Raw genomic sequence first — 13,668 nt, forward strand, 5'->3', positions numbered from 1 at the left:
GCAACCAGTCGAAGGACTCGGTCTGAAGAGCGAGAAGATCAGGAACTTCGAGCGGCTCCTGAATTCGTGCGAAAGACACACGACGGGGACCGGCGGGTATGGCGGAGACGTTGCGCGAGACTGCCAACAGATGTCCTTCCGGAGGGCACGGATGGAATCGAACTGCGCGCACGCCAAACGCCCCGGCAGAATCCGGGGCGTCGAGAGGCAGTGCGAGGGAGCAGCATAACGCAAATTGGAAACGAATGTCCACACTTACTATGAGCGTCAACCTCGGTGCCGCCTTCAGCGTCCCACAGCCGGATGGACTCGTCAACTTCGACGGCGCGGTACGCGCTTGACCTGCCGGTCACCGCCGGGCGTGCGGGCGCTCACCCGTCCTGCCCGGCGGTGTCACCGACTCGGCCGGGAGCAGGCGTTCGTTCCGGCCGACGTCAGGAGCTCGTGAGGATGACGAGTCGCTGGGTCGCCCTGGTCATCGCGACATAGCGGTCGACCGCTCCTTCGATGCCGTTGCCGAACGCCTCCGGGTCGACGAGGACGACCAGGTCGAATTCGAGCCCCTTCGACAACTCCGGGGTCAGCGACCGGACGCGGGGCGTCGCCCGGAACGTGGGATCGCCGATGACGCAGGCGATCCCGTCGGCATGCGCGGCGAGCCAGGTGTCGAGGATCGAGCCCAGATCCGAAGCGGATCCGTGTACGACGGGGACGTCGCTGCTGCGGATGGACGTCGGCACGTTGGCGTCCGGGAGCACGGCCCGGATGACCGGCTCGGCTTCCGCCATGATCTCTTCCGGCGTCCGGTAGTTGATGCTCAGGGAGGCCAGGTTGGTCCGGTCGATCCCGACCCGCTCCAGCCGTTCCTGCCACGACTCGGTGAACCCGTGCCTGGCCTGGGCACGGTCCCCGACGATGGTGAAGCTCCGGGAGGGGCAGCGAAGCAGCAACATCTGCCACTCCGCGTCGGTCAGTTCCTGGGCCTCGTCCACGACGATGTGCGCGAACGGGCCGGCGAGCAGGTCCGGGTCGAGGGTGGGCAGCTCGGACTCGTCGATCAGATTTCGCTGGAGGTCCTCTCGGCGCAGCTGCGTCACGAGGCCTTCGCCGTCGTCATCGGCCTCGATCAGGGCGTCGACGACCTGGGCCATGCGCTCGCGTTGGGCGGCGAGAGCGGCTTCCTGGCGGCGGTTGCGTCGCGACGCCTCCGGATCGCCGAGGCGCTGCCGTGCCGCGTCCAGGAGCGGCAGATCGGACACCGTCCAGGCCTGGGCGTCCGCGCGCTGCAACCTCAGTACGTCATCGGAGCTGAGCCAGGGAGCGCACTTGCGCAGGTAGGCGGGTACCGACCACAGGTCTCCGACGAGGTCGGCCGCTTCGATCAGCGGCCATGCGCGGTTGAAGGTGATGAGCAGCTCCCTGTCCTGCAGCAGCGACCTGCGGAGCAGATCGGCCTGCACCTCGCCCTCGTGCTTGTCCGCCAGGATCGTGAGCAGTGCCTCCCAGATCTGGTCACGCGCCTCGTTGTGCGGGGTACCGGGGTCCGGTGTTTCGAACGCCTCTGCCCAGTCGTCGGCGCTCAGCCAGATGTCGGACCACTGGGTCGTGACCGTCATCCCCTTGGCGGGCGGGTTCTCGTAGAACCTGACGGCCGGCTCGATCGCCTTCGTCAGGTTCGCGGACGACTTCAGTCGGGCCACGTCCGGGTCGGTCTCGATCGCGGCCTCGGCTCCCTCGGCGACGAGGTCTCGCAGGGTGCAGGTCTGCACGCCCTCCTCTCCGAGGCTGGGGAGGACGTCGGCGACATAGGCCAGGTAGGGCTGGTGCGGGCCGACGAACAGCACGCCACCCCGGTGGTGACCGAGACGGGGGTCGGAGTAGAGGAGGTAGGCGGAGCGGTGCAGAGCGACGACGGTCTTCCCCGTGCCGGGACCGCCGTCGACGACGAGGGCGCCGCGCGATCCCGCGCGGATGATGGCGTCCTGGTCGGCCTGGATGGTGGCGAGCACGTCTCGCATCCGGGGTGACCGGTTGCCGCCCAGGCTGGCGATGAAGGCGGACTGGTCGTCGAGCGCGGCGTGTCCTTCGAACCCGTCGGAGGTGAACACCTCGTCCCAGTAGTCGCTGATCCGGCCGCGGGTCCAGCGATACCTGCGACGGCTTGCCAGCCCCATCGGGTTGGCGTGGGTGGCTCCGAAGAACGGCTCGGCCACGGGGGAGCGCCAGTCGACCAGCAGCCTGCGGCCCGCGCTGTCGGTGAGGCCAAGTCGTCCGACGTACACGGGCTCGGGGTTGTCCGCGCCGACCATGTGTCCGAGGCACAGATCCAAGCCGAAGCGACGCAGTGTGCGCAGGCGAGCGGTCAGCCGGTGGATCTGCAGGTCCCGGTCCATCGCCTGCCGGCCTACGCCGCCGGGCGCCCTGCGCTCGGCGTCGAGGCGGTCGGACAGGTCGGCGATCGACTGCTCAAGGCTCTGCGCAATGGCCACGAAGTGCTGCTCGTCGCCGGCGATCAGCCTCGGGTCGGCCTTGGGGGAGAGGTGGTCGGGAAGGTCGAACGCGCTGGTGGTCATTGGGTTCACGTCATTGGCTCCGATCTGAGGTTCGCAACCTTAGATCCAAATTTCGGCGCTCATGAGCGCGGCTGGACTCTGCTAAAAATGAGAATGAGAGATCGTGCCGACGACGGTCGCACCATCGGGCCCGTCGGCGGGCCGACCGGCACCGGGGGCACGCCGACACCGGCCGGCAGCTCAGCGAACTCCTCGTCCGGCGGCGCGCACACCCGCACCTCCGCGCCGGGTGCCCGCAACCGCACCGTGAGTCCCATCGGTGGTTCGACACCCCGCGTGACCCATACCTCCACAACGACACACGCACTTCGCGGTCCCCGTTTCCGCAGGTTCTGGCCTCGGCCGACGATTCTGCGGCACGACCCGGGGCTTGCCGCAAGCCCCCCGGTGCGTTATACGTTGAAAGTGGAAAGGCGTGGGTGTTCCCCTTTCCCCTCATCGTCCGCCGTGGACGGACGGCCTCCTCGCGAAGCGGTGGCGCGCCGCGTACGGCGGTGCCATCGGTTCAGCAGGATCTCCGTGAGCCTACGGATGCAGCCGGGAAACGCGAGGTTCCTGACCCTCTTCAGAGGAGGCCGGCCCAAGGCTCACCATGCCGATCCTTTACCGTGACGTGAACCCCGTCCTATTCGCGCCTCCCGTGCGGGTGAGGCCTTGACCTCGGGTAAAACATCGCGGGAGCCGTATCAACCGGTCCTTACTTCAAGTAGACAGTAAGAAAGGCCCCCCGTCCGGCCCATCTCGTCGGCCGGCCTTCGCCCGGTGGGCGCCGGAGTGTCGGCGCCCGGCGTCTGGCCGGGGCATCGAATGATCAATCGGAAGTCGATCCACCATGAGTGCACACGTTCACGTCCGTCTCGACCACGGCCTGACCATGAACGAAAAGAGCGAGCTGGTCGAGCTGAAACGCTGCCAGTGCGGCGCCGTATGGAGCACGATCCACTGGGCCGGAGACGGCGACCGGTGAGCGGGTCACCCCTCCCGCCAGGACGTGGTCACTAGGGCTTGAGGTCGAGTTGGATGCGGTGGACGGTGTTCAGGAAGCGCTCGAAGCCGGTGACGACCGCCTCGCCGTACTCACCGGTGTCGCGGATCCGGATCTTCAGAGGTCGCCCGAGATGCTCGGCGGTGATCCGGTAGCGGCCGATGGGCACGTCCAGCACCCCTGGGCCGTCGCCGCCGCGCTCGGCCCGGCGGGTGATGACCTCACCGGCCGAGCCGTCGATCAGCGGTCCCTGCGGGGTCAGGGTGAGCGTGACGTCCTCGTCCTGCAGGAAGGCCTCCGGTCTCTGCGGGTCGTAGGACTCCAGATGGAAGAGGACCATGCTGCCGTAGAAGCCCAGCCCGTCGGACCGCTCACCGGTGAGCCGCCAGGTGAAGTCGCGGATCGCGCCGTCCGAACCCGCGAAGGGGGCGTCGTCGTGGGGGGTCAGCTCCATCGTGTAGGCACGGTCCTCGAAGCGGCGGGTAACGGTGCCGGTCACCCGGAACGTGGCCGCGGCCACGTCGGTGCTCACCCGGTAGCGGCCGTCCTTGTCCGTCGCCACGACCAGGTTGCTGTTGTACAGCAGTTGGTTGTCGGCGACGATCTCCGCGCCCGCGACGGGCCTGCCCGCCGCGTCGACGACCCGCCCCTTGAGCACCCCGGCCTCCAACTGCCCCGCCCCGGCCTGCCGCTCCGCGGTGGTCTCCCGCCCGGCGTCAACCGTACCCGTCATCCGCTCCCCGCCTTCGATCGCGCAGCCGCTCAGGGCCGCGATGAGAACACCCACGACGATCACTTCTCGCACGCCGGTCACACTAGATGCACGATCTTGCAATCGACTTGGAACGGGCGGTCCGACGACCTTTGACATACGAGTGCCCGAGGAGGGATTTTCGCCGTACTCCGGCTCTCCTTGGCGTTCCACTCCCCGCCCGGAGGCCCTCGATCCGCTGCCCGAGCCCCCCGCGCGAGGCACTCGCGGCCTTCGAGTCCGACGATTTCCATCCGCGGATCCTCGGCGAACGCCTAACCTCGTGCCTTCGGCTGCTCAAACGGAGTGAGCCGGCCCGCCACGAGGAATGGCTCACCGAGGCGGATCTCCTGGAGTACGACACGCCGACGTCGTGGAAACACGACGAGTGTTTCCCCGTTCACTAAGGAGTCGCAACATGTCGGAATCGCGCTACAAGTGGAGCGTTTCCCACCCCGGTCTCCACGAGCTGCAAAGAACCATCGAACCGATCCGGGAGAAGATCCTCGCCCACGACGTCTACAACTCGCTGAACGAGCTCGACGACGTGGTCGTCTTCATGGAACACCATGTCTTCGCGGTCTGGGACTTCATGTCGTTGCTGAAGAACCTGCAGCGGCAGCTCACCTGCGTGCGGGTCCCCTGGGTCCCGCAGGGGCCCCGGACGAGTCGGCGCCTGATCAACGAGATCGTGCTCGTGGAGGAGAGCGACGAACTCGGGGAGGGCCACATCAGCCACTTCGAGCTGTACGTCGAGGGGATGCGGCAGGCGGGTGCCGACGTGCGGCCCATCGAGTCGTTCGTCGGCCACCTGAGAGACGGTGGAACGGTCCATCGAGGACTGGAGCTCCCCGGGGTGCCACCGGCGTCCGCCGACTTCGTCAGGACCACCTGGGAGATCATCGAGTCCGCTCCCCCGCACGCCCAGGCGGCGACCTTCGCCTTCGGCAGGGAGGACCTCATCCCGGAGATGTTCGACCGTGTGCTGCGGACGGACCGGCACGCGGAGGCTCTGGAGAAGTTCCGCGACTACCTCTCCCGCCACATCGAGGTCGACGGCGAGCAGCACACGCCGATGGCCATGCAGATGCTGGTCGATCTCTGCGGGGACGACCGGCGGAAGTGGAACGACTGCGCGACCACGCTGCGGGTGGCGCTGGAGGCGCGCCATACCCTATGGGACGGTATAGCGTCCGGCACCGCTGCCGCGAGGACCGCCTGATCGGCGAAGTCCGGAGCGAGGGGATCGTGTTCGGCGCGGTCCTCTCGGTCGCTTGCGGATTGACATGGAACGATGGGAAGCAAAGATCAGCTATGGACACACAGGTCACCTATCCACGCGGCGGCGTCCACGGGGTTTCGCGGGTGCTCTCGGCCACACCGCTGGACGGCGGCTACGGCGTGGTGACGGCCCAGACACCGTTCCATCCCCTGGACCACACCTGGCCCGACCAGCCCGCCGACCGGGGAACCGTGAACGGGCTGCCGGTCGTCGACTGCGTGACCGGCGCGTCGGACGGTGAGCGGCTCTACCTGGGGAAGGAGATTCCGGTACGCCGCGGCGCCGACGGCTGGGAATGGCTCGTGGTCCACGTGCTGAAGGAGCCGATCGCCGGGGACGCCGAGCTGGCCGTCGACGAGACGTACCGGTCGGCGCTCTCCGCGGGGCACAGCGCGTGCCACCTCGCCGCCCTGGCTCTCAACGCGGCGCTGGCCGACCGGTGGCGCAAGGAGGTGACGCCCGACTCACTCGGCAGGCCCGACTTCGACCAGGCGGCGATCACCACGTCACGGATCGTGGAACACGGCAGCGACGACGTCTACCGCCTGGGCAAGTCGCTGCGGAGGAAGGGGTTCGACGCCGAGGGCCTCGACCTCGCCGAGCTCACCCGGCGGATCGACGACCGGCTCGGCGCGTGGATCGCGGCCGACGCGCCGATCACGGTGGACAGCCCGTCCCCGTCCCTGTCCGCGCGGCGGATGTGGCACTGTTCGCTGCCCGAAGGTGAGGCGCGCATCCCCTGCGGCGGGACGCATGTCTCGCGGACCTCCGAACTGGGTTCCGTACGGGTCTCCCTCTCCCTCCAGGACGCGGAGCTCACGATGCGCAGCGTCGTGAGCCCTCCCGCGTAGCGGCACGAGGAAGAGGCCGGCCCGCGGTCACACCGGACCGGTGAACATCGGCTCACCCCGCTCACCGGTCCTTCCGCTCATTGGTCTTCCCCGCTCACCTGCTCACCGCGGCAGCCAGGGCGCGCACCCGCTCGGCGTTCTGGTCGTGGCCGATGACGACCGGTGGCTCGTTGTACGGCATGGCGTCGGAGGAGCGGCGCAGCTTGACGTACTGGCCGCAGGCGTCGACGGCGTAGGGCTCCATGTCGTCCTGGAGCGCGCCGATCACCGTGATCCCGTACGTCTCGCCGATCCGGCGGAACAGTGCCACGGCCTCCCTGCGATGCTCCTTGCCGAGGTTGCGGCCCAGCTCGTCGAGGACCAGGCACAGGTGCCCGCCACCGGAGGACGCGATCGCCGCCGCGCAGACCAGTTTCACCGCCTTCTCGTCCATCAACGCGGTGTTGGCCCGCCGGTTGTACGGCACGAACCCCTGCCCCTCACCCCTGCGCCACTTGGGCGTCACCCGCCACGCCCAGCGCTGCTCGGGGTCGGCGGGCGCGGGCGGTACGGGGAACTCCAGTGTCGCGCCGTAGCCTCCGTAGGAGGTGTCGAGCTTGTCGAACTCCTCGGCCACCCGGGTCAGCCGCACCTTGATCGCGGCGGTCAGCGCGGCCCGGTGCACGGCGGTGGACTGCGCGGCCTCCTCGGCACCCTTGGCGGCGGCCGTCAGGTCACGCTGCCGGGTGGTGATCTGCGTCTCGATCTGGCGGCGCCGGTGCCGTTCGTACTCCTCCTGGCCGCGCAGGTAGGAGGCGAGCGCCGAGCACACGCCGGGGAACGTCGCCTGCTCGCGGACGGTGCGCCCGGCGCCGGGCGCGGTCCGCTCCCGGACCAGGAAGCGCAGTTCCTCGGGCATCTCCTCGTCCTCGCCGGGGAAGGTGTCGCGCAGCGCCTCGTCCAGGCTGCGTTCGGCGGCCCGCCACCACTCCTCGGCCGTCAGCGGGCGTTCCTGCTCGTCCAGGGCACCCAGCCACTCGCGGGCACCGTCGAGGGGGCCGCCCCAGTCGCCGGCCAGCGCGTCGAGCCTGAGCGCCTCACGGTCGGCGGTGATTCTCGCCGCCTGCCCGGTGGCCTGGTCTCGGTCGGACTCGTGCCTGGCCCTGCGGCCCTCCAGGCGCTCGACCTCCATGCTCCTGGTACGGGCACGGAAGTCCAGGGTGCTCGCCCGGCGCTCGGCCTCACCCACCTTCGGCGCGACCTCGGCCAGTGCCTCGATCAGCTCACCGAGCGCGCTCCGCCGCTCGGCCAGCCGCCGTTCGATGTCGGCCAGTTGCACCGACGCCTTGGCTCCCTCAAGCCGCCTGCCCGCCTCGGCCACGGCGTCCTCGGCGGCCCGCACGGCCGCCGCGGCGCTCTCCTGGGTGTCGCGCGCCCGGTGCAGCCGCTGCTCGGCGGCCTTGATCCGGGCCTCCCTGCCGGTGACGGCCACCTCGAACGACCCCACGACGGTGACTCCCGCCGCGCTGACCAGCACCGAGCCGGGCAGTGCGCTCAACGCCCGCGCCGCGGCCTCCAGATCGGCCGCGTCGACGATCACCGCGTGCTCGTGCGGCCACCCACGAGATCCCAGCGCGGGTGCTTTGCGCCCGGCCTCGTCCTCACGGGCCTGCTCGGCGACGTCGATCGCGTCGAGCAGGCCGGTCGCTCCGACATTCGCCTCGGCGAGCGCGTTGAGCTGGGCCGCTGCCGGTCCGCCCTCGGCGTCGTCCAGTGCGGCTTTCGCCCCTTCGACCTCGCGGTCGGCCACGCCCAGCGCCTTCAGCACCTCGGTCAACCGCGTCCTGGCCTCGGCCAGCTCCGCGCCCGCCGCCGCCACGTCGCGTCCGTCGGCCAGGCGGCGCTGTTCCTCAAGCCCGGGAATCCAGCCGCGCAGGTCGTCCACCGAGTTCTCCGCCACCGCCCGGTCGGCGTCCAGCTTCGCGGCGCGTGCCTGCAGGGTGGTCAGCTCCCTGCGAGCCTCGGCCAGGCCGCGCTCCAGCGTGTCGTCCTTGAGCGTGGCGATCTCCGCCCTGATCTCGCCGATCGCCTCCGTGGCACGCTCGGCCGCCGCGCCGGCCCGCTCCAGCTCCACCGCCAGCGCCTCGTCCCGCTGCCCCGCGTCGGTGAGCCTGCGCGCCAGCCGTCCCCGCCAGCGGCGCATCGCCTCGGCCAGCCGGACGCGGGCCCGGTCGCGCCGGTCGAAGGTCTCCAGGAGCGTACGGGACTCGTCCTCGAACTCCCGCAGCAGCTCCATGGCCCGCGTCGCGCGCACTCGCCTGGCGTGCTCGTCGCGGCGGGCCTCCCGCTCCTGGTCGAGCTCGGCGTCCAGGCCGGTCAGCGCGGCGATCGCCTCGAAGACCCGCTCCGGGGAGATCTCGTTGAGCGGCTGGGAGAGCAGGTTGGTGGCGACCTTGCTCCGTACCGAGGTGGACAGGAACGACACGCACCTGACCCGGTCGCCGTACAGGAACCTGGTCAGGTCGCGCGCCACCACGTCACGTCGTCCCGCCGAGCGGGGCAGCGCCGCCCACAGCGCGTCGGCCCGCGTCACCCGCTCCGCCTCCGAGGCCGCCGACGCCAGGTGCACTCCCGGGGCCCACCTGATCTCCAGGTGCGGGGCCTCCTGGTTGACCCGCAGCCACACGGTCACCGCGTCGCCCAGGGAACCGGTGCGCGCCGGATCACTGTCCGGAGAGGTGCCGTCCGGGAGGCCGGGGTCTGGAAGGCCGGGGTCCGCGGAGTCCGTGTTCGGAGAGCCTGTGTTCGGAGAGCTCGTGTGCACGGAACCGGTCGGTGCGAAGACACCGACGATGTAGCCGTGGTCGGCGCTGGCCCAGGTCCGGCCACCCCCGCCCGCGGCGAGCTCGGCGTTGAACAGCAGCTCCGACACCGACTTGGCGCCCGAGGCGAAACGCCACTGTTCGTCTCCGAGCAGCGCTGTGATCATCGCGATGAACGACGACTTGCCCGCGCCGTTGGAGTCCTTCGGACCGGCGCCCGCGACCACGATCAGCGTGCCCGGCACGGTCGGCACCGGGTGGGTCGAGAGCCGGGAGATGTTGACCGGCTGCACGGCGACCAGCACCCGGTCACCCACCACGTTCTCGGTCGGAGCGGTGGCACGGATCTCCACGGGGACCAGACTCGCCTGTGTCCCGACAGAGGCCTCGGCCCGGTTCCCTCCGGCCGGCACGTCTCCGGCCGGAGGGGGCGCGGCCCGACCGCCCTTGGCCGGCACGTCTCCGGTCCGAGCGTTCGCACCTCGGCCGCCCCTGGCCGAGGTGTTCCCGGTGCGGGCGTTCCCGGCTTCGGCCTGGACGGCTGCGCCCGTTCCGGTGTCGGCGGCGCCTCCGCGGTTCCCCCGTGAACTCTTCGCGGCCTGGTTCCGCTGGTCGGTCAACCCCGTCGTTCCTTTCTTCCATCCCGTTCCCGATACCGGGAGCACCGCGTCCTCGGTACTCCGCACCGGGGTCGACTCATCGCGTGGTGTGATCGTTCCACTTTCGCTCACCGCCGGTTGGCCCGTACGGCCGCGGCCAGCGGGGTGTGCGGCCCCGCCGCGAGGATCAGTTCCTCCTGCAGGCGCCGCCTGGCCTGCGAGGTCAGCCGGTGGAACTGCGGTCCCGGCACGTACCCACCGGCCTCCTCGCCGGCCTTCACCTGGGTCACCAGGCCCGCGTGACGCAGGGTGCGCAGCGCGGCCTCCAGCTCGCCGATCGGCAGCTTGGTGTGTCGCCGCAACTCGTCGATCTGGGCCGGGAACGGCGAGAGCCAGCTGTCGGTGGGCAGCAGGCCGTCGGCCCTGGGAATCGCCACCGAGTGGATCAGCACCAGCACCAGCACCGCCCGCTCGGCCTCGTCCAGCACCGAGCCCGCCTGCGACACCGTGCCCGTTCCCGAAGCCGTGCCCGTGGCGAGTGTCTCGGCCGCGTAGCCGGAGATCCACGACTCGCGGTCATGGATCAGGACCCGGCCGCGGCGCTCCAGCATCTCGGTGAGCGTGCGGCGCAGTACCGGGTCGCGCAGAGCGGAGAAGCGGGCCTCGTGCACCGGCTCGGCCGCGTGCTCCACCGCCATGAACGCCGCCACGATCTCGGCCCTGCGACGCTCGTCGAACGGGCCGAGCAGATCGGTGTCCACCTCGTCGGGGATTGTGACGCTCGCTCCCGCCTCGGCGTTCTCAGGGGCACCGTCAAGACGGTCGTCGACGACCGGGAGCACCTCCGTGCCGCCCGGGGTCTCCTCCGCGGTGGGCAGGCGGCGCATCAGCTCCCGCAGTTGGGCATGGGACGCGGGGGGCCAGGACGCGCACCGGGGGCCGAGCCGGACGAACCCGTCCGCGACCTCCAGCCAGGCCGAATCGTGCAGGCGGCGCAGCGCGCCGATCGCCCAGTTGCGCATCAGATCGTCGCCGCGCCCGATCAGGGCACGGTACGTCGACAGCACGTCGTCCACCGAGGCGGGGGTGCCGGGCCACGGGTCGGCGGTCAGGTCGCTCCAGCAGCATCGCAGCGCCGCTGCCAGCACCCGCCGGGTCTCGCCGGATCGTTCCACCGGGACCGGCGCGACCTGGTACTCCTCCAGGAGCGAGGGGGTCGCCCCGTCGGGCCAGACCGGCAGCGCCAGGCCCGTCCCGTCACCGCGCCCCAGCCGAGCCATCCCCGCCGGAGCCGCCTGCCCGGCACGGAGCGCGAGAGGTCCGCCCGACCTGGCCCGGACGTGTGCCGTCGCGGACGGCTCGGGCCCGGTCTCCGGGGGCCGCGGGTACGTCTCGGTGTCGGCTTCCCCGGTCGTCATCGAGTGCTCGGGTGTCTCGGAGCGGGTGCTCGCCGGTTCGGTCGCCGGCGCCGGCACGTGTCGCGGATCAGCCGACACCGCCGGTCCTTTCCAGGCGGCCGTGGGAGAGCCAGGCGGGCTCGGCGCCAGGGGCGGCGGTGAGGCCGTCGGACCAGCGCAGGCGATAGGGGGAGTCGGGGCGCAGGTCGGCCGAGACGAGGTCGGCCAGCAGGCGACGGGCGGAGACCCACTCGCCGTCGGCGGTGAGCAGCTCCTCCAGCCGGGCGGTGGAGCGCCCGGCGAGGGCGGCCTCGGCCACGACGGTCAGGTGGTCGAGGCCGTCGGTGGCAGGGGCGTGGGTGTCGGAGGGGCCGGTGTCGGGCAGGGCCGAGCGCGGGGGAGTGGGCTGGGCGGGTGCCGGGCGGGGGCTCTCGTCCACGGCCCTGACGATCGCCGCAGGGTCGTGCCAGGGGGCGGGGGCGTCGAAGACGAAGCCGTCGAGCACCGAGGCCAGCCGCTCCTTGCTCGCGGTCTGCGCGAAGGTGCGCCAGAGCTCCGCGGGGAGCAGTGTCAGGTTCCTCGTCGTACCCGCGGAGTCGGCCAGGCGCCCGGCGGCGCGGCGCGAGGCGTCGCTGTAGGAGTAGATCGCGGCGCGCAGTTCGGTACAGGTGCGGTCGAGGTCGGGCCAGCGGGTGAGGATGGTGCCGTGCAGGTTCTGCGCCCGCCGGGCGATCTCCTCGGTGCCCCACAGCTTGGGCGCCTGCTCGCGCAACTCCTCGATGGTGCCGCCGGTCAGCGTGATCAGCTCCAGGGCCCAGAGCCGGAAGGCGCGCGAGAGGTTCTGCGCGCTGGTGCGGGCCTCCTCCATCGTCGTGCGGGGATCGGCCACGTTGAGGTCTTCGAGCGCGAGCAGCCGGTGCATCTCCGACTGGCCGCCGTCGTCCATCATCCGGCGGATGAACATCAGCCCCACCACGCTGGTGAACGACGCGCGGTAGCGGAGCTGGTTGGGCTTGGGAAACACCTCGCGGATCGCGCCGAGGCCCCGCAGGACCCGGAGCCGGTTCTCGAACCGGTCGAGCGGATAGGCCCGGCAGACGTGGCGCATCTGCTCGTGGGTCAGCCACTCCTCGCCGGCCTCGGCGAACGCCGCGAACAGGGTCTCGGCGATGTCGACCAGCGCGGGGTCGTCCACCACCGCGCCGCTGTCGCGAGCGAGCGCCGCGAACATGCGGCGATAGGTCGAGAGCACGGCCTCCTCGGTGAGGGCCGAGTCGAGCGTGAGCTCATGGTTCGTCTCTGGCACGCGCCCTACCGTAAGGCTTGCATCCGACATCCCCGACCCGCATCAGCGGAAAGCACAGGTGGGACGGCTGATCGCAGCCCTCGCACCGACCTTCTGGCGGCCGGTCGCAGGCTTCCCGGATAACGAAGTGGGAGCGCGCTCATCAGCATTCCGCAACTATTCGCAACTTTCAGGACAGATCGCAACATCCGACGTACGGTCGGAGGATCAACCCCCCGCGGCGACGAGGTGACGGAGATGGCGACCTCCACAGCACGCATCGACGAGGCCAAGGGCATTCTCGCCGCCAGGCTCAGGGCGCTCCGCGCCGACGCCGGGCTGACCGGGCGGGCACTGGCGGCCAAGACCGGCCTGGACCACACCAAGATCTCCAAGATCGAGAACGCGGTTCAGATGCCCAACCAGGCCGACATCCGGACGTGGTGCGAGGCCTGCGACGCCGACGAGCAGGTGGTCGACCTGATCGCGGCCGCCCAGAACATCGACGCCATGTACACCGACTGGCGCCGTCTTGAGGAGAGCGGCCTCGGCCACGTGCAGCGCTCCTTCCAGCCGCTGTACGACAGGACCCACCAGTTCCGCGTCTGGCAGCACTCGGCCGTCCCCGGCCTGCTCCAGACCGGCGACTACGCCCGCGGCCACCTGCGCGCCATCATCGACTTCCGCGGCATCCCCGACGACATCGACGCCGCGGTCGCGGCGAGGCTGAAACAGCAGGAGATCCTGCGCAACGGAAGCAAGCGGTTCGCGTTCGTCGTCGGCGAGCAGGCACTCCGCACCCCGCTGGTCGGCCCGGGGGAGATGGCCATCCAGCTCGACCGGCTGGCGGAGCTGACCTCGGGCGTCGCGAACGTGTCCTTCGGCATCGTCCCCTCGATGATCAGGCCGCCGCTCATGCCGCCGGAGAACTTCTGGATATACGACGCCAACCGGGTCCGCGTCGACACCGTGCCGGGCCAGATCCAGCACAAGGCCCCGAGCGACGTGGGCGTGTACGAGAAGGCGTTCCGGGCCCTGAGCGGTGCCGCGGTCTACGGGCAGGAGGCCCGGGCCCTGCTGCGGGCCGCGGCCGCCGCGTTCGGTGAGAAGTGAACCCGCAACATCGCGCAACACCGTTGAGGCG

The 13,668-nt window shown here is 70.7% G+C and carries 9 protein-coding genes; 4 read left to right on the plus strand and 5 right to left on the minus strand.

Annotation, left to right across the window (positions count from 1 at the left end):
• Positions 1 to 434 precede the first annotated feature (434 nt).
• Positions 435 to 2,573 carry an RNA polymerase recycling motor ATPase HelR gene (helR, locus tag IG98_RS0107950; RefSeq protein ID WP_245651493.1) on the minus strand — a complete coding sequence of 713 codons (2,139 nt, stop codon included), beginning with the start codon at positions 2,571 to 2,573 and terminating at the stop codon, positions 435 to 437.
• A gap of 832 nt (positions 2,574 to 3,405) precedes the next feature.
• Here helR and IG98_RS54220 point away from each other — a divergent pair.
• Positions 3,406 to 3,540, plus strand: coding sequence for a hypothetical protein (locus IG98_RS54220; protein ID WP_281178450.1), 135 nt, complete (start codon positions 3,406 to 3,408; stop codon positions 3,538 to 3,540).
• Positions 3,541 to 3,571: 31 nt separating this feature from the next.
• Here the strand turns inward: IG98_RS54220 and IG98_RS0107960 are convergent, their stop codons facing one another.
• Positions 3,572 to 4,363: a carboxypeptidase-like regulatory domain-containing protein gene (locus IG98_RS0107960; RefSeq protein ID WP_169750091.1), complete on the minus strand. Its 792-nt coding sequence runs from the start codon at positions 4,361 to 4,363 to the stop codon at positions 3,572 to 3,574.
• Between the two features lie 364 nt (positions 4,364 to 4,727).
• On the opposite strand from IG98_RS0107960, the gene IG98_RS0107965 reads away from it, so the two are divergent.
• Both IG98_RS0107965 and IG98_RS0107970 read left to right on the plus strand, forming a co-directional pair.
• Entirely contained in the window at positions 4,728 to 5,531 is an 804-nt protein-coding gene (locus IG98_RS0107965) for a DUF3050 domain-containing protein (RefSeq protein ID WP_030907834.1), read from the plus strand.
• Positions 5,532 to 5,623: 92 nt separating this feature from the next.
• The gene (locus IG98_RS0107970) at positions 5,624 to 6,442 is read left to right on the plus strand and encodes an alanyl-tRNA editing protein (protein WP_030907838.1); all 819 of its coding nucleotides are present in this window, start codon (positions 5,624 to 5,626) and stop codon (positions 6,440 to 6,442) included.
• 94 nt (positions 6,443 to 6,536) lie between these two features.
• Here the strand turns inward: IG98_RS0107970 and IG98_RS0107975 are convergent, their stop codons facing one another.
• The 3 genes from IG98_RS0107975 to IG98_RS0107990 form a co-directional block, all read right to left on the minus strand.
• Positions 6,537 to 9,863 (minus strand): coiled-coil domain-containing protein, encoded by a 3,327-nt coding sequence (locus IG98_RS0107975; protein ID WP_245651440.1) that lies wholly within the window; start codon positions 9,861 to 9,863, stop codon positions 6,537 to 6,539.
• A 107-nt stretch (positions 9,864 to 9,970) separates the two neighbouring features.
• On the minus strand, positions 9,971 to 11,338 hold the full coding sequence (locus IG98_RS53170) for a hypothetical protein (protein ID WP_245651441.1): 1,368 nt from the start codon (positions 11,336 to 11,338) through the stop codon (positions 9,971 to 9,973).
• Entirely contained in the window at positions 11,328 to 12,545 is a 1,218-nt protein-coding gene (locus IG98_RS0107990) for a hypothetical protein (RefSeq protein ID WP_030907844.1), read from the minus strand. The genes IG98_RS53170 and IG98_RS0107990 overlap by 11 nt, the downstream gene beginning before the upstream one ends.
• A gap of 237 nt (positions 12,546 to 12,782) precedes the next feature.
• Here IG98_RS0107990 and IG98_RS0107995 point away from each other — a divergent pair, with 237 nt between their 5' ends.
• Positions 12,783 to 13,637, plus strand: coding sequence for a helix-turn-helix domain-containing protein (locus tag IG98_RS0107995; RefSeq protein ID WP_030907847.1), 855 nt, complete (start codon positions 12,783 to 12,785; stop codon positions 13,635 to 13,637).
• Positions 13,638 to 13,668: the final 31 nt, after the last annotated feature.

This window comes from Streptosporangium amethystogenes, from assembly GCF_000721075.1.
GTDB classification, from domain to species: Bacteria; Actinomycetota; Actinomycetes; order Streptosporangiales; family Streptosporangiaceae; genus Streptosporangium; species Streptosporangium amethystogenes.

Excerpts from the sequence above, each read along its gene's own strand:
- IG98_RS0107965 (WP_030907834.1), top strand. The coding sequence starts at position 4,728 with ATGTCGGAATCGCGCTACAAGTGGAGCGTTTCCCACCCCGGTCTCCAC.
- IG98_RS0107995 (WP_030907847.1), top strand. The coding sequence starts at position 12,783 with ATGGCGACCTCCACAGCACGCATCGACGAGGCCAAGGGCATTCTCGCC.
- helR (WP_245651493.1), bottom strand. The coding sequence starts at position 2,573 with ATGACCACCAGCGCGTTCGACCTTCCCGACCACCTCTCCCCCAAGGCC.
- IG98_RS0107970 (WP_030907838.1), top strand. The coding sequence starts at position 5,624 with ATGGACACACAGGTCACCTATCCACGCGGCGGCGTCCACGGGGTTTCG.
- IG98_RS54220 (WP_281178450.1), top strand. The coding sequence starts at position 3,406 with ATGAGTGCACACGTTCACGTCCGTCTCGACCACGGCCTGACCATGAAC.